Source organism: Pantoea dispersa (genome assembly GCF_035783935.1).
Taxonomy (GTDB): Bacteria; Pseudomonadota; Gammaproteobacteria; order Enterobacterales; family Enterobacteriaceae; genus Pantoea; species Pantoea dispersa_C.
In genome coordinates this window covers 308,155-325,295 of sequence record NZ_JALKOV010000005.1, presented here as the reverse complement: position 1 = coordinate 325,295, position 17,141 = coordinate 308,155, and the positions used below count along the sequence as shown (strand labels likewise).

General features: G+C 58.5%; 14 protein-coding genes and 1 tRNA gene. 14 read left to right on the top strand and 1 reads right to left on the bottom strand.

From position 1 onward, the window contains the following. Positions 1-2 precede the first annotated feature (2 nt). Positions 3-78, top strand: a tRNA-Gly gene (locus tag MXF20_RS12825). 432 nt (positions 79-510) lie between these two features. Here the strand turns inward: MXF20_RS12825 and queG are convergent. Beyond that, positions 511-1,650: a tRNA epoxyqueuosine(34) reductase QueG gene (gene queG, locus MXF20_RS12820; protein WP_325969678.1), complete on the bottom strand. Its 1,140-nt coding sequence runs from the start codon at positions 1,648-1,650 to the stop codon at positions 511-513. Here queG and nnr point away from each other — a divergent pair. The 13 genes from nnr to rnr all read left to right on the top strand — a co-directional run bounded on the left by nnr (position 1,649) and on the right by rnr (position 17,075). Then, positions 1,649-3,166, top strand: a complete 1,518-nt coding sequence (nnr, locus tag MXF20_RS12815) for a bifunctional ADP-dependent NAD(P)H-hydrate dehydratase/NAD(P)H-hydrate epimerase (RefSeq protein WP_325969677.1) — start codon at positions 1,649-1,651, stop codon at positions 3,164-3,166. The genes queG and nnr overlap by 2 nt on opposite strands. 3 nt (positions 3,167-3,169) lie before the next feature. Then, a complete protein-coding gene (gene tsaE, locus MXF20_RS12810; protein ID WP_325969676.1) occupies positions 3,170-3,646 on the top strand; it encodes a tRNA (adenosine(37)-N6)-threonylcarbamoyltransferase complex ATPase subunit type 1 TsaE in 477 nt (158 codons plus the stop codon). Then, on the top strand, positions 3,643-5,304 hold the full coding sequence (amiB, locus tag MXF20_RS12805; protein ID WP_325969675.1) for an N-acetylmuramoyl-L-alanine amidase AmiB: 1,662 nt from the start codon (positions 3,643-3,645) through the stop codon (positions 5,302-5,304). Before tsaE ends, amiB begins: the two co-directional genes overlap by 4 nt. A 42-nt stretch (positions 5,305-5,346) precedes the next feature. Next, positions 5,347-7,209 carry a DNA mismatch repair endonuclease MutL gene (mutL, locus tag MXF20_RS12800; RefSeq protein ID WP_325969674.1) on the top strand — a complete coding sequence of 621 codons (1,863 nt, stop codon included), beginning with the start codon at positions 5,347-5,349 and terminating at the stop codon, positions 7,207-7,209. Continuing rightward, on the top strand, positions 7,202-8,143 hold the full coding sequence (gene miaA / locus MXF20_RS12795) for a tRNA (adenosine(37)-N6)-dimethylallyltransferase MiaA (protein WP_325969673.1): 942 nt from the start codon (positions 7,202-7,204) through the stop codon (positions 8,141-8,143). Before mutL ends, miaA begins: the two co-directional genes overlap by 8 nt. 110 nt (positions 8,144-8,253) lie before the next feature. After that, on the top strand, positions 8,254-8,568 hold the full coding sequence (gene hfq, locus MXF20_RS12790; protein WP_010618006.1) for an RNA chaperone Hfq: 315 nt from the start codon (positions 8,254-8,256) through the stop codon (positions 8,566-8,568). 80 nt (positions 8,569-8,648) lie between these two features. Then, a complete protein-coding gene (gene hflX, locus MXF20_RS12785; RefSeq protein WP_021509763.1) occupies positions 8,649-9,929 on the top strand; it encodes a ribosome rescue GTPase HflX in 1,281 nt (426 codons plus the stop codon). Between the two features lie 79 nt (positions 9,930-10,008). Further along, on the top strand, positions 10,009-11,244 hold the full coding sequence (gene hflK, locus MXF20_RS12780) for an FtsH protease activity modulator HflK (RefSeq protein ID WP_325969672.1): 1,236 nt from the start codon (positions 10,009-10,011) through the stop codon (positions 11,242-11,244). A 3-nt stretch (positions 11,245-11,247) separates the two neighbouring features. After that, positions 11,248-12,252 (top strand): protease modulator HflC, encoded by a 1,005-nt coding sequence (gene hflC / locus MXF20_RS12775; RefSeq protein WP_021509761.1) that lies wholly within the window; start codon positions 11,248-11,250, stop codon positions 12,250-12,252. A gap of 57 nt (positions 12,253-12,309) precedes the next feature. After that, a complete protein-coding gene (locus tag MXF20_RS12770; protein ID WP_325969671.1) occupies positions 12,310-12,510 on the top strand; it encodes a DUF2065 domain-containing protein in 201 nt (66 codons plus the stop codon). A 175-nt stretch (positions 12,511-12,685) separates the two neighbouring features. Beyond that, entirely contained in the window at positions 12,686-13,984 is a 1,299-nt protein-coding gene (locus MXF20_RS12765) for an adenylosuccinate synthase (RefSeq protein ID WP_104188201.1), read from the top strand. A gap of 195 nt (positions 13,985-14,179) precedes the next feature. Then, the gene (gene nsrR, locus MXF20_RS12760; RefSeq protein WP_325969670.1) at positions 14,180-14,623 is read left to right on the top strand and encodes a nitric oxide-sensing transcriptional repressor NsrR; all 444 of its coding nucleotides are present in this window, start codon (positions 14,180-14,182) and stop codon (positions 14,621-14,623) included. A 16-nt stretch (positions 14,624-14,639) separates the two neighbouring features. Continuing rightward, positions 14,640-17,075 carry a ribonuclease R gene (rnr, locus tag MXF20_RS12755; protein ID WP_325969669.1) on the top strand — a complete coding sequence of 812 codons (2,436 nt, stop codon included), beginning with the start codon at positions 14,640-14,642 and terminating at the stop codon, positions 17,073-17,075. The last annotated feature ends 66 nt before the right edge of the window (positions 17,076-17,141 follow it).

Sequence of the window (17,141 nt, the reverse complement as noted above, 5' to 3'; positions counted from 1 at the left end):
ATGCGGGAATAGCTCAGTTGGTAGAGCACGACCTTGCCAAGGTCGGGGTCGCGAGTTCGAGTCTCGTTTCCCGCTCCAGATTTTCATATTCACTAATGTTATTTGCCTCCGGGCACAATCAGACATACCACTGCTGCAGTTTGTTTTACCTGTGCGGTTCCGTTTGTTATCTGGAAATTTTGCACGCCGCGTCAGTGGCCGTGATGTCTGTCTCTGTTGCAGTAATCTTACAGGTTATCCACAATGCGCCCGCAACGTGCTGGCGGCGTTTTACCCTATCTGCAAAACCGTTTTGAACAGAGTTATCCACAAGCTCTGGACAAGCCCGTGCGCGCGAAACGCTACGCAAATGTTTACAGTAATCATCTAACCTTTTGAATATATTCAGGTAAATGATATTTCAGACTGTGAATGGCCTCGCTGGACGAAATAACGATCCATGTCACTATTCGGTGAAATAATTTTATTCACAGCATGTGGAAAAGCATAATATCCTGCGCGATTGCTCAATCATGCATCACGCGGTAACCCTTTCTCGACGGCGCGCACCAGCCGCTGCTGCTGTGCTGATTGCACCTCAATCGCCTGCGCCGCGCGTTTTTGCTGCTGCTGCGCGATCGCCCAGTCAATGTGCTCATCCAGCAGCGGATGCTCACCACGGCGCTGCTGTAATGCCGTAAGATTCGCTTCCGCCCAGGGCGCATTGCCCAGCGCTACCGCCACATTACGCAGCCAGCGCAGATGGCCGATGCGGCGAATGGCGGAGCCTTCCGTGACGCGCAGAAAACGCGCTTCATCCCAGCCGAACAGGTCGACCAGCTGCGGCGCGTGCAGCACCGCGCGCGGCGAAAAATCCTCTTCATCGGTCAGCTGACCATAGCGGTTCCATGGGCAGATCAGCTGGCAGTCGTCACAGCCGTAAATGCGGTTGCCGATCAGCGGACGCAGCGCTTCGGGGATAGCGCCTTCCAGTTCAATGGTGAGATAGGAGATGCAGCGGCGCGCATCAACCACATAAGGTTCGACGATGGCGCCGGTCGGGCAGATGGTCATGCAGGCGACGCAGCGCCCGCACTGTTCCGGCTGTGGCTGATCAACCGGCAGGGGCAGATCAATCAGCAGTTCGCCGAGAAAAAACCACGAACCGGCTTCGCGATTCAGCACCAGCGAATGTTTGCCGGTCCAGCCGAGGCCGGCTTTGACGGCAATCGGCCGCTCCAGAATTGGCGCGGAGTCGACAAACGGACGAAAATTGAGTTCGCCGCAATGGGCCTGAATCTTTTCTCCGAGCTTTTTCAGTCGATTGCGCAATACTTTGTGGTAATCGCGGCCCAGCGCGTAGCGGCTGACATAACCCAGCTGCGGGTTTTTGAGCGTGCTGGCAAACGCGGCTTTGGCCGGAAGATAGTTCATGCGCACGCTGATCACGCGCAGCGTGCCGGGCAGCAGTTCATGCGGACGGGCGCGCATCATGCCGTGACGCGCCATCCAGTCCATCTCGCCGTGATACTGTTTCTCCAGCCACTGCTGCAGTTTGGGTTCTTCGGCGCTCAGGTCGGTATCGCAAATACCCACCTGCTGAAAGCCGAGGTCGCGCCCCCACTGTTTAATCTGTTGAGCGAGCTGTTGAAGATCGAGAGGGTATGACATGAGAGACCAGGCAATTGAAGCAAACGCGCGCAGTTTACCACACTCTGTCTGGCCTGCGCAGGCCATGCCGCAACTGGAGCGCGACGCCGCCGATAGCCTGGGACTGACGCTGTATGAACTGATGCAGCGCGCCGGGCAGGCCAGCTATGAACTGATTCGCCGGCAGTGGCCGCAGGCTCAGCACTGGCTGATCTTATGCGGCCACGGCAATAACGGCGGCGATGGCTATGTAGTGGCGCGGCTGGCGCAGGCCGCCGGGCTGAGCGTGACGCTGCTGGCCTGTGACAGCGAACGTCCGCTGCCGGGAGAAGCAGAGCAGGCGCGCGACGGCTGGCTGGCGGCGGGCGGCGTGATTCATGCCGCCGACGCTGCCTGGCCGGAACACATCGACGTGATTGTTGATGCGCTGCTTGGCACCGGGCTGAATCGCGCACCTGCCGCGCCTTATCAGTCGCTGATTGAACAGATCAACGCGCACGCTGCGCCGGTGCTGGCCGTCGACATCCCTTCCGGGCTGGTTGCGGCCAGCGGCACCACGCCAGGTGCCGCAGTGGTGGCGGACTGCACGCTGAGCATGATCGCGCTAAAGCCTGGCCTGCTCACTGGCAAAGCGCGCGACCATGTCGGCGTGCTGCATTGCGCGACGCTTGGTCTGGACGCGTTTCTGGCCGGCGAGCCGGCACCGATTCATCGCTACGCCGCCCAGGATTTGTCGCGCTGGCTGAAGCCGCGTAAAGCCACTTCGCACAAAGGCGATCACGGCCGATTGCTGGTGGTCGGCGGCGACAGCGGTACGGCCGGCGCGATTCGCATGACCGGCGAAGCGGCGTTGCGCAGCGGTGCCGGACTTGTGCGGGTATTAACGCATGAAGATAATATTGGCCCGATTCTCAGCGCGCGGCCGGAGCTGATGGTGGATGCCCTGAGCGATGCGCGGCTGGATGACGCGCTGGCGTGGGCCGATGTCATCGCCATCGGACCGGGGCTCGGCCAGCGTGAATGGGCTCAGAAGGCACTGAAAAAGGTGGCACTGAGTGAAAAGCCGATGCTTTGGGATGCTGATGCGCTTAACCTGCTGGCAATCAATGCAGATAACCGTCAGAATCGCATCATTACGCCGCATCCCGGCGAGGCGGCACGCCTGCTTGGGGTGAAAACCGCTGAGGTTGAGAGTGACCGCTTACATGCCGCGCAGACCCTGGTAAAACGCTACGGTGGCGTGGTGGTACTGAAAGGTGCCGGGACGGTAATCGCCAGCGCGGCCGGCGAAATGGCGATTGCGGATGTCGGCAACGCGGGCATGGCGTCCGGCGGCATGGGCGATGTGCTGAGCGGTATTATCGCCGCCCTGCTGGGCCAGCAGGCCACCCTGTTTGACGCCGCCTGTGCCGGCTGTGTTGCGCACGGTGCCGCGGCTGATGCGGTAGCGCGACAGCGCGGGACGCGCGGCATGTTAGCCACTGATTTGTTCGCACTGCTGTGGCAGTTTGTTAATCCAGAGATGATCCAACAATAAAGCATGAAGACCTGTGTTATTCCTTTGCCCGATGAGGCGGCAACCCTGAATCTGGGTGCGCAACTGGCCCGCGTTTGCAGCAGCGCGGTGGTGATCTATCTGTATGGCGATCTGGGTGCCGGTAAAACCACCTTCAGCCGCGGCTTTTTGCAGGCGCTTGGCCATCAGGGCAACGTCAAAAGCCCAACCTATACGCTGGTCGAGCCCTATCAACTGGGCGACCGCAGCCTGTACCACTTCGATCTCTATCGCCTTGCCGACCCGGAAGAGCTGGAGTTTATGGGCATCCGTGACTACTTCAGCGGCGACGCGCTGTGCCTGGTAGAGTGGCCGCAGCAGGGCGCGGGCGTGCTGCCGGAGCCCGATCTGGCGCTGACGCTGCGCTATGTCGCTAACGCACGCGAAGCGGAGATCAGCGCGCATTCGCCGCTGGGCAACACGCTGCTGCAGCAGTTTCAGCAGGGCAGGGAACCGGCATGATGGCACGCGTTACAGGGATTTTGCTGGCCCTGCTGTGTTGGTTCTCCACCCCGGCGCTGGCTGCGACGCTGTCAGACATTAAAGTGGATAACGGTGACAGCCAGGCGACGGTGACGCTGAGCTTCAACGGCCAGCCGGTGTATGGCTTCTTTCCGTTGCACAACCCGAACCGGGTGGTGCTGGATATTCGCCAGAGCGGCAGTATTCAGGGCCTGCCGCTCAACTTTAGCGGCGATAACATCGTCAAACGTATTCGCAACAGCCAGCCGAAGGATAAGCAGAGCATCCGGCTGGTGTTTGAGCTGACGCAGGCGGCGAAAACGCGCGCCAGTACGCAGCGTGACGGCAATCAGTACCGCGTGGTGTTCACCATCAGCGGAACGCAGCCCGCCAGACGCAGCACGGCGGCCGCACCGGTGACGCGTGCGCGCCAGAGCGACAGCGCCGCGACCACCAGCCAGGGCAATCCGTTCAACGCCAATCCGGTGACGGCGGTGACCAGCAGCAATACCACGGTGCGTCCGGGCGGTGCGGTCAGCCGTAACGATGCGGTGATCGTGGCGATTGATGCCGGACACGGCGGTCAGGATCCGGGCGCCTCGGGCCAGCATGGTTTGCATGAGAAGAATGTCACCATCGCTATTGCCCGTAAGCTTAAAGCGCTGATGGATCAGGACCCGATGTTCAAACCGGTGCTGACGCGTAACGGCGACTACTTTATTTCGGTGATGGGCCGTTCTGAGGTGGCGCGTAAAGAGAACGCGAACCTGCTGGTATCGATTCACGCCGACGCCGCGCCAAATCACTCTGCCACCGGCGCTTCGGTGTGGGTGCTGTCCAACCGCCGCGCCAACAGCGAAATGGCTAACTGGCTGGAGCAGAAAGAGAAACAGTCTGAACTGCTGGGCGGCGCGGGCGACCTGCTGGCAAACAGTCAGGCCGATCCCTACCTGAGCCAGGCGGTACTGGATCTGCAGTTTGGCCATTCACAGCGCGTCGGCTACGACGTGGCGGTCAAGGTGCTGCAGCAGCTGCGCGGTGTGACGCCGCTGCACAAACGTCTGCCGGAACATGCCAGCCTTGGCGTGCTGCGTTCGCCGGACATTCCTTCTTTACTGGTTGAAACCGGCTTTATCAGTAACGCCGGGGAGGAGCGGCTGCTCGGCAGCAGCGCGTATCAGGAAAAGATTGCCCAGTCGATTTACAAGGGACTGCGCAACTATTTCCTCGCGCATCCGCTGCAATCGGTCCCAAAGGAGGAAAACCGGCCGCTGGACAGCGCACCAGCGGTTAGCGTCGCCAGCAACCCGGCGACCGGTACCGTACAGTACACCGGCGCAACCCAGCGCCACACCGTGACGCGTGGCGAGACGCTGTCCGGCATTGCCGCCCGATACGGTGTCAGTATGGCGACATTGCGCGAGCTGAATAACCTGAAGCGTGACGTGGTGTGGGTCGGGCAGCGGCTGAAAGTGCCGGCCGGCTCCGGCGTCAGCAGCGCGGCCCGCCGTCCGGCGCGGCACAAAGTGGTGCGCGGGGATTCGCTGACGGCGATTGCCGCGAAGTACGGCGTCAGCCCGAAAGCCATCATGCAGGCGAATAACATGAAGTCGAGCAACGTGATGCTGGGGCAAAATTTAAAGATTCCACAATCCTGATGTGGGGCTGCGCGCAGCCCATACCTGATAAGGATCACCACCATGCCAATACAGATTTTACCGCCCCAGCTGGCGAACCAGATTGCCGCCGGCGAAGTGGTTGAGCGCCCGGCTTCGGTCGTAAAAGAGCTGGTGGAGAACAGCCTCGATGCCGGAGCGACGCGCATTGAGGTGGATATTGAAAAGGGCGGTGCAAAGCTGATTCGCATCCGCGACAACGGCTGCGGTATCGCCAGAGGTGAGCTGGCGATGGCGCTGGCCCGTCACGCCACCAGCAAGATCGCCTCGCTGGATGACCTGGAGGCGATTGTCAGCCTCGGCTTTCGCGGCGAAGCGCTGGCCAGTATCAGCTCGGTGTCGCGTCTGACGCTGACGTCGCGCACCGCCGATCAGCAGGAAGCCTGGCAGGCCTACGCCGAAGGGCGCGATATGGCGGTGACAGTCAAACCCGCCGCGCACCCGGTGGGCACCTCGCTGGAAGTGCTCGATCTGTTTTACAACACGCCTGCCCGCCGTAAATTCATGCGCACCGAAAAAACCGAATTCACCCATATTGATGAGGTGATTCGCCGCATTGCCCTGGCGCGTTTCGACGTGGCCATTTCGCTGACGCACAACGGCAAGCTGGTGCGCCAGTATCGCGGTGTGACGCAGGAGGCGCAGCGCGAGCGGCGTCTGGGCGCGATTTGCGGTACCCCTTTTATGCAGCATGCGCTGCGCATTGACTGGCAGCACGACGATCTGGCGCTGCGCGGCTGGGTAGCCGATCCGGCCGGTTCGCGTCAGGTTACCGACCTGCAGTACTGCTACGTTAACGGTCGCATGATGCGCGACAAGCTGATTAATCACGCCATCCGCCAGGCCTACCAAACCCAGCTCGGCGACGATCAGCAGCCAGCCTATGTGCTGTATCTGGAGATTGACCCGCACCAGGTGGATGTCAACGTGCATCCTGCGAAGCATGAGGTGCGTTTTCATCAGTCGCGGCTGGTACATGACTTTATCTGGCAGGGTGTGATGAGCGTGCTGCAGGCCAGTCGCAGCGCCGAATTGCCGCTGGCCCATGCCGAAGAGCCGCCACCACAGTGGCAGCCGGAAAACCGCCAGGCTGCCGGGGCAAATCATTTTGCTCAGCCGGCAACCGGCGCGCGCAGTAGCAGTAGCGGCACCGCATCCGGCGGCACGGGCGCTCAGTGGCAGTCGAAAGAGCCGGGCTATCGCGCGCGTGAAGGGGCGATTTATCAGCAGCTGATAAAAACGCCGGCGGCGGAAGCGCCACGCGCACCGGTCGCCGAGTCAGCAGCGGCGCCACGTCCGGCCGCAACGCGTGAAGCGCCGCTGGCGGCCCATACGCAAAGTTTTGGCCGGGTGCTCAGCGTGATACGCGATCGCTATGCGCTGCTGGAGCGCGGGGCGACATTGCAGCTGCTGTCATTAAGCGTGGCGGCGCGCTGGCTTAAACAGGCCCAGCTGCAACCTGGTGATGAAGGGCTAAAACCGCAGCCGCTGCTGATTCCGGTACGGCTGAAAATTGCGCACGAAGAATTAAGCGTAATTGATGCCCAGGCGGCGCTGTTAAGCCAGATGGGCATTGATTTACAACGGGAAGGACAGCATGTGACGCTGCGCGCCGTTCCTTTACCGTTACGAACACAAAATTTACAAATCTTGATTCCAGACCTGTTAGGCTATCTCGCCCGGCAGCAAGAGGTTTCTGCTTCCGCACTGGCCCAGTGGCTGGCGCGACGCGACGATGCAACAGAACCTCACTGGAATCACTCGCAGGCGATCACGCTGCTGGCAGAGCTCGAACGGCTCTGTCCGCATCTGCTGAAATCGCCGCCTTCAGGTCTGTTACAGACCCTTGAGATTGAGAGCGCGCTAAACGCGTTGAAGCATGAGTGAACTGAACCAGGCTAGCCGGCCAAAGGCAATTTTTTTGATGGGGCCGACCGCCTCCGGTAAGACGGCATTAGCCATTGCGCTGCGTCAGCAGCTTCCGGTGGAACTTATTAGCGTTGACTCTGCCTTAATCTATCGCGGGATGGATATTGGCACGGCGAAACCGTCGGCACAGGAGTTGGCGCAGGCACCCCATCGCTTGCTGGACATTCGCGACCCGGCGGAGAGCTATTCCGCTGCCGAGTTTCGTCGCGATGCGCTGGCAGAAATGGCGGAGATTACCCAAAAAGGTAAGATTCCGCTGCTTGTTGGTGGAACCATGCTTTACTTCAAAGCGTTGCTGGAAGGATTGTCGCCGTTGCCCTCGGCCGATCCGGAAGTGCGTCAGCGAATAGAGCAAATGGCGGCGGAAAAAGGCTGGGAAGCCCTGCACCGCCAGCTGTGTGAAATCGATCCGGTCGCCGGTAGTCGTATTCATCCGAATGATCCGCAGAGACTTTCGCGAGCACTGGAAGTTTTTTTTATTTCGGGTAAAACTTTAACGGAACTGACAAAAACGGCCGGTGAAGCGTTACCCTACGATGTGTACCAGTTTGCCATCGCTCCGGCGAGCCGCGAACTGTTACACCAGCGCATCGCGTTGCGTTACGACCAGATGTTAGCGTTAGGTTTTGAAGCGGAGGCTCGGGCACTGTTTGCACGAGGTGATTTGCATACGGACATGCCTTCCATTCGCTGTGTTGGTTACCGTCAGATGTGGTCTTATCTGTCTGGCGAAATCGATTACGACGAAATGGTTTATCGGGGAATTTGCGCCACCCGGCAGCTCGCTAAACGCCAGATGACCTGGTTACGTGGCTGGCCCGACGTCCACTGGTTAGACAGTGACGCACCAGAATTAGCGCGTAATGCGGTGCTTCAGGTTGTTAGTGCGTAGCAGGGATGATTGTGTACAATTGGTCCGTTATCGTGCGCAAATTTTTACGCAGTTTTTCTGAACCACGGTTCACAAAGTAACAAACAACAAGCATATAAGGAAAAGATAGAATGGCTAAGGGGCAATCATTACAAGACCCGTTTTTGAACGCATTGCGTCGTGAACGTGTACCGGTTTCGATCTATTTGGTGAATGGTATTAAGCTGCAGGGACAAATTGAATCCTTCGATCAGTTCGTCATTCTGTTGAAAAACACGGTAAGCCAGATGGTGTATAAGCACGCCATCTCGACAGTGGTTCCTTCTCGTCCGGTTTCGCACCATAGCAACAACGCGGGCGGCAGCGGTGGCAGTAACTACCACCACGGCGGAAGCAACCAGGGCGCTCAGTCGCAGCCACAACAAGACGGCGATAACGCAGAGTAATTCTGCACGGCCGTAAAGCCAGGGCTGGGGAGCGAGTCCGTTTTCCCGTCCTGGTTATTTTATTTTAGCGAGGTTATAGCTTGTTTGACCGTTATGATGCCGGTGAGCAGGCCGTACTGGTACACATCTGGTTCTCCCAAGACAAAGAGCTGGAAGATTTGCAGGAGTTTGAAACTCTTGTCTCTTCTGCGGGCGTCGATGCGCTGCAAGTGATTACCGGCAGCCGTAAAGCGCCACATCCCAAATATTTTGTCGGTGAAGGAAAGGCAGTTGAAATTGCCGATGCGGTGAAAGCGAGTGGAGCATCGGTCGTTTTATTCGATCATGCCTTATCCCCTGCTCAGGAACGTAATCTTGAGCGGCTGTGCGAATGTCGCGTAATCGATCGCACCGGCTTAATTCTCGATATTTTTGCCCAGCGCGCCCGCACCCATGAAGGGAAACTGCAGGTCGAGCTGGCACAGTTACGCCATCTTGCCACCCGTCTGGTGCGCGGATGGACTCACCTTGAGCGGCAGAAAGGCGGTATCGGCCTGCGTGGACCGGGTGAAACCCAGCTGGAAACCGACCGTCGCTTACTGCGCGGCCGCATCAGCCAGATTCTGTCCCGCCTTGAACGCGTGGAAAAACAGCGTGAGCAGGGACGTCAGGCGCGCGCCAAAGCCGATGTGCCGACCGTGTCGCTGGTGGGCTACACCAACGCCGGTAAATCCACCCTGTTCAACGCCATCACTTCAGCCAACGTGTATGCTGCAGACCAGCTGTTTGCCACGCTGGACCCGACGCTGCGCCGCCTGAACGTGGCCGATGTCGGCGAAGTGGTGCTGGCGGATACGGTAGGCTTTATCCGGCACCTGCCGCATGACTTAGTGGCGGCGTTTAAAGCCACCCTGCAGGAAACCCGTCAGGCGTCGCTGCTGCTGCACGTGATTGACGCTGCGGATTTGCGCGTCAATGACAACATCGACGCCGTGAACGAAGTGCTGGCAGAGATTGAAGCCGATGAGATCCCGGTGCTGCTGGTGATGAACAAGATCGATATGCTGGATGGCTTTGAGCCGCGTATCGATCGCGATGAAGAAAACCGGCCGACGCGCGTATGGCTGTCGGCGCAGAGCGGTGCCGGTTTGCCGCTGCTGTGGCAGGCGCTGTCCGAGCGCTTAGCCGGTGAAGTGGCGCAGTATGATTTACGTCTGCCGCCGGAAGCGGGGCGCCTGCGCAGCCGCTTCTATCAGCTGCAGGCGATTGAAAAAGAGTGGAATGAAGAAGATGGCTGCGTTGGTTTGCAGGTGCGAATGCCGATTGTTGACTGGCGCCGCTTGTGCAAGCAGGAACCGCAGCTCGCCAGTTATATTGTTTGACCGTTGCCCAACTCATTTACCCTAAGACGTGCCTGGCACGTGGCAGGGTAAACTTATATACAATAAATGGAGTAGAGACATGGCGTGGAATCAGCCCGGAAATAACGGACAGGACCGCGACCCGTGGGGAAGCAGCAATAACCAAGGCGGCAACTCTGGGGGAAATAAAGGAGGTCGCGATCAGGGACCTCCTGATCTGGATGATATCTTCCGTAAGCTGAGTAAAAAACTCGGCGGACTGGGCGGTGGCAAACAGAGCGATAACGGCCAGCGCAGCGGCGGCAGCGGTGGCAAACTGGTTGGCATTGTCGCCGTGGCGGCAGTGGTCATCTGGGCAGCCAGTGGTTTCTACACCATCAAAGAAGCGGAACGCGGGGTAGTGACGCGTTTCGGCAAATTCAGCCATCTGGTTGAGCCTGGCCTCAACTGGAAACCGACCTTTATCGATCAGGTGCGGGCCGTCAACGTCGAAGCGGTGCGTGAGCTGGCGGCGTCTGGCGTGATGCTGACTTCGGACGAAAACGTGGTGCGCGTGGAGATGAACGTGCAGTACCGCGTGACCGATCCGGAGCGCTACCTGTATGCGGTGACCAGTGCCGATGACAGCCTGCGTCAGGCCACGGACAGCGCGCTGCGCGGCGTGATTGGCCGCTCAACCATGGACCGTATCCTCACCGAAGGCCGTACCGTGGTGCGTAGCGATACCCAACGTGAAATCGACGAAACCATTCGTCCTTACAACATGGGTATTACGCTGCTTGACGTCAACTTCCAGGCGGCGCGTCCACCGGAAGAGGTCAAAGCCGCGTTTGACGATGCGATTGCCGCCCGCGAAAACCGCGAGCAGTACGTGCGTGAAGCCGAAGCGTACGCCAACGAAGTGCAGCCGCGTGCCAACGGTCAGGCGCAGCGTATCCTGGAAGAGGCGCGCGCCTACAAAGAGCGTACCGTGCTGGAAGCGCAGGGTGAAGTGGCGCGGTTCGCGCGTCTGCTGCCGGAGTACAAAGCCGCACCGCAGATCACCAAAGAACGTCTCTACATTGAAAGCATGGAGCGCGTGCTCAGCCATACCCGCAAAGTGCTGGTTAACGACCGTGGCAACAGCCTGATGGTGCTGCCGCTCGATCAGCTGATGCGTGGCGGCCAGGCAGGCGGCCAGAGCGGTCAGAACAATGCCAATCTGATGAAGTTACCGTCGTCGCCGGGCAGCAGTGCCGGCCGCAGCGATACTTCGTCCTACAGTCCGGACAGCATCATGGATCAGCGTCGCGCCAATGCGCTGCGTAACGATACCCAGCGCGAAGGGAGGGAGTAATCGATGCGTAAGCCAATCATCGCCGTAATTATTGTTGTACTGGTGGTGCTGTACGCCTCACTGTTCGTGGTGCAGGAAGGCCAGCGCGGTATCGTGCTGCGCTTTGGTAAAGTGCTGCGTGATGATGAGAACAAGCCGCAGGTGTACGCACCGGGCCTGCACTTCAAGATTCCATTTATCGAAACCGTGAAGTCGCTGGATGCGCGCATCCAGACCATGGATAACCAGGCGGATCGTTTCGTCACTAAAGAGAAGAAAGACCTGATTGTTGACTCTTACATCAAGTGGCGCATCAGTGATTTCAGCCGTTACTACCTCGCAACCGGTGGTGGTGACGTGTCTCAGGCGGAAGTGCTGCTGAAACGTAAGTTCAGCGACCGTTTGCGTTCAGAAATGGGCCGTCTTGATGTTAAAGACATCGTCACCGACTCGCGTGGCCGTCTGACCACCGACGTACGCGATGCGCTGAACACCGGCAGTGCCGGCAACGATGACGAAGTGCAGACGCCAGCCGCTGACGATGCGATTGCCAGCGCAGCTGCCCGCGTTGAGCGTGAGACTAACAGCAATGAGCCAGCGCCAAATCCGAACAGTATGGCGGCACTGGGCATTCAGGTTGTCGACGTGCGTATCAAGCAGATCAACCTGCCGACCGAAGTGTCTGATGCTATCTACAACCGTATGCGCGCCGAGCGTGAAGCGGTCGCACGTAGCCAGCGTTCACAGGGTCAGGAAGAGGCGGAAAAACTGCGCGCCCAGGCGGATTATCAGGTAACCCGTACGCTGGCCGAAGCGCAGCGTCAGGCGCTGATCAGCCGTGGTGAAGGGGATGGTGAAGCGGCCAAGCTGTTCGCCGACGCCTTCAGCCAGGATCCTGATTTCTACGCCTTTATCCGCAGCCTGCGTGCCTATGAGAATAGTTTCGCGGACAACCAGGACGTGATGGTGCTGAGCCCGGATAGCGATTTCTTCCGCTATATGAAGGCGCCAACTAACGTCTCGCGTTAATCACTGTTATAAGCTTGAGGCCGACACCGATGTCGGCCTTTTTTTTGGGAAAACAGAATGAACACAACCGTCTGGATGGCGCTGGCTTTGGTGCTGGTGCTGGAGGGCTTAGGACCAATGCTGCTGCCGCGCCTGTGGCGCCGCATGATTCTGGCGATGACGCAGCTACCGGACCGTATCCTGCATCGTTTCGGTGGCGGCCTGGTGGTGGCTGGCGTGGTGATTTACGCCATGCTGAGCACGCACGGGAATGGCTGAGCACAAATCTGCGCGCTGCCGCACAGCTAAATTGTGTCTGCCGCAGAGCATTGCCCCCAACATGTTGTAGTGATCAAAACTCAGGCAAAAAACAGCGCAATCGTATGCTAAAAGTGCTGAAAGAGTGAAAATCCGATGGTAGAATCCATTTTTAAGCAATCGGTGATTTTAGAAAATGGGTAAGAACGTCGTCGTACTGGGCACCCAATGGGGTGACGAAGGTAAAGGTAAGATCGTAGACCTTCTGACTGAACGCGCGAAATATGTTGTGCGTTACCAGGGTGGCCACAATGCAGGCCATACACTTGTCATCAACGGTGAGAAAACCGTCCTCCACTTAATTCCCTCTGGCATCCTGCGTGAAAACGTCACCAGCATCATTGGTAATGGTGTTGTGCTGTCGCCTGAAGCCCTGATGAAAGAGATGAACGGTCTGGAAGCGCGCGGTGTGCCGGTACGTGAACGTCTGCTGATCTCTGAAGCTTGTCCACTGATTCTGCAATACCATGTGGCGATGGACCTGGCGCGTGAAAAAGCGCGCGGTGCCAAAGCTATCGGTACCACCGGTCGTGGTATCGGCCCAGCCTACGAAGACAAAGTTGCCCGTCGCGGTCTGCGCGTCAGCGACCTGTTCAACAAAGAAACCTTCGCCGTGAAGCTGAAAGAGATCGTTGATTTCTACAACTTCCAGCTGGTGAACTACTACAAAGAAGATGCAGTAGACTACGATAAAGTGCTGAGCGATGTGCTGGCGGTGGCCGACATCCTGACCGGCATGGTCGTTGACGTGTCTGAACTGCTGGACGGCGCGCGCAAGCGTGGCGATCTGATCATGTTCGAAGGTGCACAGGGCACGCTGCTGGATATCGACCACGGTACCTATCCGTACGTGACCTCGTCCAACACCACTGCTGGTGGCGTGGCGACCGGTTCAGGTATCGGTCCACGCTACGTGGATTACGTGCTGGGCATCGTCAAAGCTTACTCGACCCGCGTCGGTGCCGGTCCATTCCCGACCGAACTGTTTGATGAAACCGGCGAGTTCCTGTGTAAGAAAGGTAACGAGTTCGGTGCCACCACCGGCCGTCGTCGTCGTACCGGCTGGCTGGATGCGGTAGCTGTGCGCCGCGCGGTGCAGATCAACTCCCTGTCCGGCTTCTGCATGACCAAACTGGACGTGCTGGATGGCCTGAAAGAGGTGAAAATCTGTGTTGGTTACCGCATGCCGGATGGCCGCGAGATGACCACCACGCCGCTGGCCGCTGAGGGCTGGGAAGGGATCGAGCCGATTTATGAAACCCTGCCGGGCTGGAGTGAAAACACCTTTGGTGTTAAAACACTGGAAGGCCTGCCGCAGGCAGCACGTGATTACATCAAACGTGTTGAAGAAGTGACTGGCGTGCCGATTGATATTATTTCAACCGGTCCCGACCGTAGTGAGACCATGATTCTGCGCGATCCGTTCGACGCATAATCACGTTCTGCAGGCCGGACACTGTCCGGCCTTTGTTTATCTGCTCTTTGACTCCGCTCACTTCATTTTTTCCTGCTGGTTTCGCGAGTTGCAGGAAAAAAGCGCTCCGGGTTTCCCACACTGGTTTATCATCAATGTTAATCGAAGCGCTTACGTGCGTAATAACAACAATATCGATGATTCACTGAGGTACATGTGCAGCTAACAAGTTTTACCGATTATGGACTGCGCGCCCTGATTTACATGGCGACATTGCCGCAAGGTCAGCAGACCAACATTACCGAAGTCACCGATACCTACGGGGTATCGCGTAACCACATGGTGAAAATCATCAATCAACTGAGCCGGGCCGGCTTTGTTGCCGCGACACGCGGTAAAAACGGCGGAATTCGTTTAGGCATGGACCCGGGTAAAATCGTCATTGGCGATGTCGTGAGAAAAATGGAGCCTTTGCAGCTGGTAAACTGTAAAGAGTGTGCGATAAATCCCGCCTGTCGCCTGCGTAGCGCGCTGAATGATGCGGTCCAGCTGTTCCTGCAGGAACTGGATAAGTACACGCTGGCCGATCTGGTGCAAAACAACGATTCGCTTTACCACATCTTATTGTCCGAACCGCCGGTGGCAATTCCACATAAATGACATCGGAGGAACCGTAATGTCAAAAGATCCCTTTCAGGATAGAGAAGCTGAAAAGTACGAAAATCCTATTCCCAGTCGGGAATTTATCCTGGCGCTATTAGAAAAGCGCGAAAAGCCGGCGAGTCGCGAAGAGATCGCCGAAGAATTAAAGATCACCAGCGAAGAGCAGCTGGAAGCGCTGCGCCGCCGCCTGCGCGCCATGGAGCGCGACGGCCAGCTGGTGTTCACCCGTCGCCAGTGCTATGCCCTGCCGGAGCGGCTGGATTTACTGCGCGGTAAAGTCATTGGCCATCGCGATGGCTACGGCTTCCTGCGCGTTGACGGCCAGAAAGATGACTTCTACCTCTCGGCGGAGCAGATGAAGTTCTGTCTGCACGGCGATGTGATTCTCGCCCAGCCGGGCGGCTCCGACCGCAAAGGGCGGCGTGAAGCGCGCGTGGTGCGCGTGCTGGAACCGCGCAACAGCCAGATCGTTGGCCGCTACTTCACCGATGCCGGCACCGGCTTCGTGGTACCGGACGACAGCCGACTCAGTTTTGACATTCTGATCCCGGCCGAAGAGACGCTGAACGCGCGCATGGGTTCTGTCGTGGTGGTGGAGATCGTGCAGCGTTCGACGCGCCGCAGCAAAGCCATCGGCAAAATTACCGAAATTCTCGGCGACAACATGGGCACCGGTCTGGCCGTGGATATGGCGCTGCGCACCCATGAAATTCCGCACTCATGGCCGGAAGAAGTTGAGCAAGAGATTTCCAGACTGAAAGAGCAGGTGCCGGAAGCCGCCAAAAAAGGCCGCGTCGATCTGCGTGAGCTACCGCTGGTGACCATTGACGGTGAAGACGCGCGCGACTTCGATGACGCCGTGTACTGCGAGAAAAAACGCGGCGGCGGCTGGCGCCTGTGGGTGGCCATTGCTGACGTCAGCTATTACGTGCGTCCCGGCACCGCGCTGGACAATGAAGCGCATCAGCGCGGCACCTCGGTCTACTTCCCGTCGCAGGTGGTGCCGATGCTGCCGGAGATCCTCTCCAATGGCCTGTGCTCGCTCAATCCGCAGGTGGATCGCCTGTGCATGGTGTGCGAGATGACCATCTCGGCCGCCGGTAAACTCACTGGCTTTAAACACTACGAAGCGGTGATGAACTCGCACGCGCGTCTGACCTACACCAAAGTGTGGAACATTCTGCAGGGCAATCCGGAGCTGCGTGAACAATATGCGGCACAGGTGAAGCACCTGGAAGAGCTGCACAATATGTATCAGGCACTGGAGACCGCACGCGAGCAGCGCGGTGGCATCTCGTTTGAAACCGATGAGGCCAAATTCATCTTCAACGCTGAGCGGCGCATTGAGCGTGTCGAGCGCACCGTGCGTAACGATGCGCACAAGCTGATCGAAGAGTGCATGATTCTGGCCAATATCGCTTCGGCGCGTTTCGTTGAGAAAAATGAGGAACCCTCTCTGTTCCGCGATCACGATCGTCCAAGCGAAGACAGCATCACCAGCTTCCGTACCGTGCTGGGCGAGCTGGGTCTCAGCCTGCCGGGCGGAGCGAAACCACAGCCGATCCATTATGCCGATCTGCTGAACCAGATCGCCGACCGTCCGGATGCCGAAATGCTGCAAACCATGCTGCTGCGTTCGATGAAGCAGGCGGTGTACGATCCGGAAAACCGCGGCCACTTTGGCCTGGCGCTGGCGTCCTACGCGCACTTTACCTCGCCGATCCGTCGTTATCCGGATCTGCTGCTGCACCGCGCCATCAAATATCTGCTGGCCAAAGAGCAGGGCACGGTAAAAGGCAACAGCACGCCAACCGGCGGCTATCACTACGACATGCAGCAGATGCTGCAGCTGGGTCAGCACTGTTCGATGACCGAACGCCGTGCCGATGAAGCGACGCGCGATGTGGCCGACTGGCTGAAGTGCGACTTTATGCAGGATCAGGTGGGGAACGTGTTCAACGGCGTGATCTCCAGCGTGACCGGTTTTGGCTTCTTTGTGCGCCTCAACGATCTGTTCATTGATGGCCTGGTGCACGTCTCCACATTGGACAACGATTACTACCGCTTCGATCCGGTGGGTCAGCGGCTGATTGGCGAGTCCGGCGGTCGCACTTATCGTCTGGGCGACGCGGTGGAAGTGCGCGTTGACGCGGTGCACATGGATGAGCGCAAGATCGATTTCGCGCTGATCTCCAGCAAACGCGTGCCGCGCGGCGAAGGTAAAACGGCGCGCGAGCGTGAGAAGCGCGGCGGCAAGCCGCCCGCGAAGCGTCGTCGCGACGCGGGGCGCAAGGGCACCTTTGAGCCAGATGCCGCTTTCCGCAGCGACAAGCAGCCTGCGGCGCAGAAAAGCGAGAAAAAAAGCAAAAAAGTCTCTGAAAAAACCCGTAAAATCGCCGCCACAACTAAGGCGAAGCGTGCAGCGAAGAAGAAGACCAGCGAAGCCTGATGGTCTCTGCGCCAGCCAGCGGCCAGGTGCGTCAACGCTGACGCACCACAGCCAGCCCCGTTTCGC

What these genes read in the sequence shown, in the direction of transcription:
- nnr (WP_325969677.1), top strand. Translation starts at nt 1,649, where the DNA reads ATGAGAGACCAGGCAATTGAAGCAAACGCGCGCAGTTTACCACACTCT.
- queG (WP_325969678.1), bottom strand. Translation starts at nt 1,650, where the DNA reads ATGTCATACCCTCTCGATCTTCAACAGCTCGCTCAACAGATTAAACAG.
- tsaE (WP_325969676.1), top strand. Translation starts at nt 3,170, where the DNA reads ATGAAGACCTGTGTTATTCCTTTGCCCGATGAGGCGGCAACCCTGAAT.
- amiB (WP_325969675.1), top strand. Translation starts at nt 3,643, where the DNA reads ATGATGGCACGCGTTACAGGGATTTTGCTGGCCCTGCTGTGTTGGTTC.
- mutL (WP_325969674.1), top strand. Translation starts at nt 5,347, where the DNA reads ATGCCAATACAGATTTTACCGCCCCAGCTGGCGAACCAGATTGCCGCC.
- miaA (WP_325969673.1), top strand. Translation starts at nt 7,202, where the DNA reads ATGAGTGAACTGAACCAGGCTAGCCGGCCAAAGGCAATTTTTTTGATG.
- hfq (WP_010618006.1), top strand. Translation starts at nt 8,254, where the DNA reads ATGGCTAAGGGGCAATCATTACAAGACCCGTTTTTGAACGCATTGCGT.
- hflK (WP_325969672.1), top strand. Translation starts at nt 10,009, where the DNA reads ATGGCGTGGAATCAGCCCGGAAATAACGGACAGGACCGCGACCCGTGG.
- hflC (WP_021509761.1), top strand. Translation starts at nt 11,248, where the DNA reads ATGCGTAAGCCAATCATCGCCGTAATTATTGTTGTACTGGTGGTGCTG.
- MXF20_RS12770 (WP_325969671.1), top strand. Translation starts at nt 12,310, where the DNA reads ATGAACACAACCGTCTGGATGGCGCTGGCTTTGGTGCTGGTGCTGGAG.
- MXF20_RS12765 (WP_104188201.1), top strand. Translation starts at nt 12,686, where the DNA reads ATGGGTAAGAACGTCGTCGTACTGGGCACCCAATGGGGTGACGAAGGT.
- rnr (WP_325969669.1), top strand. Translation starts at nt 14,640, where the DNA reads ATGTCAAAAGATCCCTTTCAGGATAGAGAAGCTGAAAAGTACGAAAAT.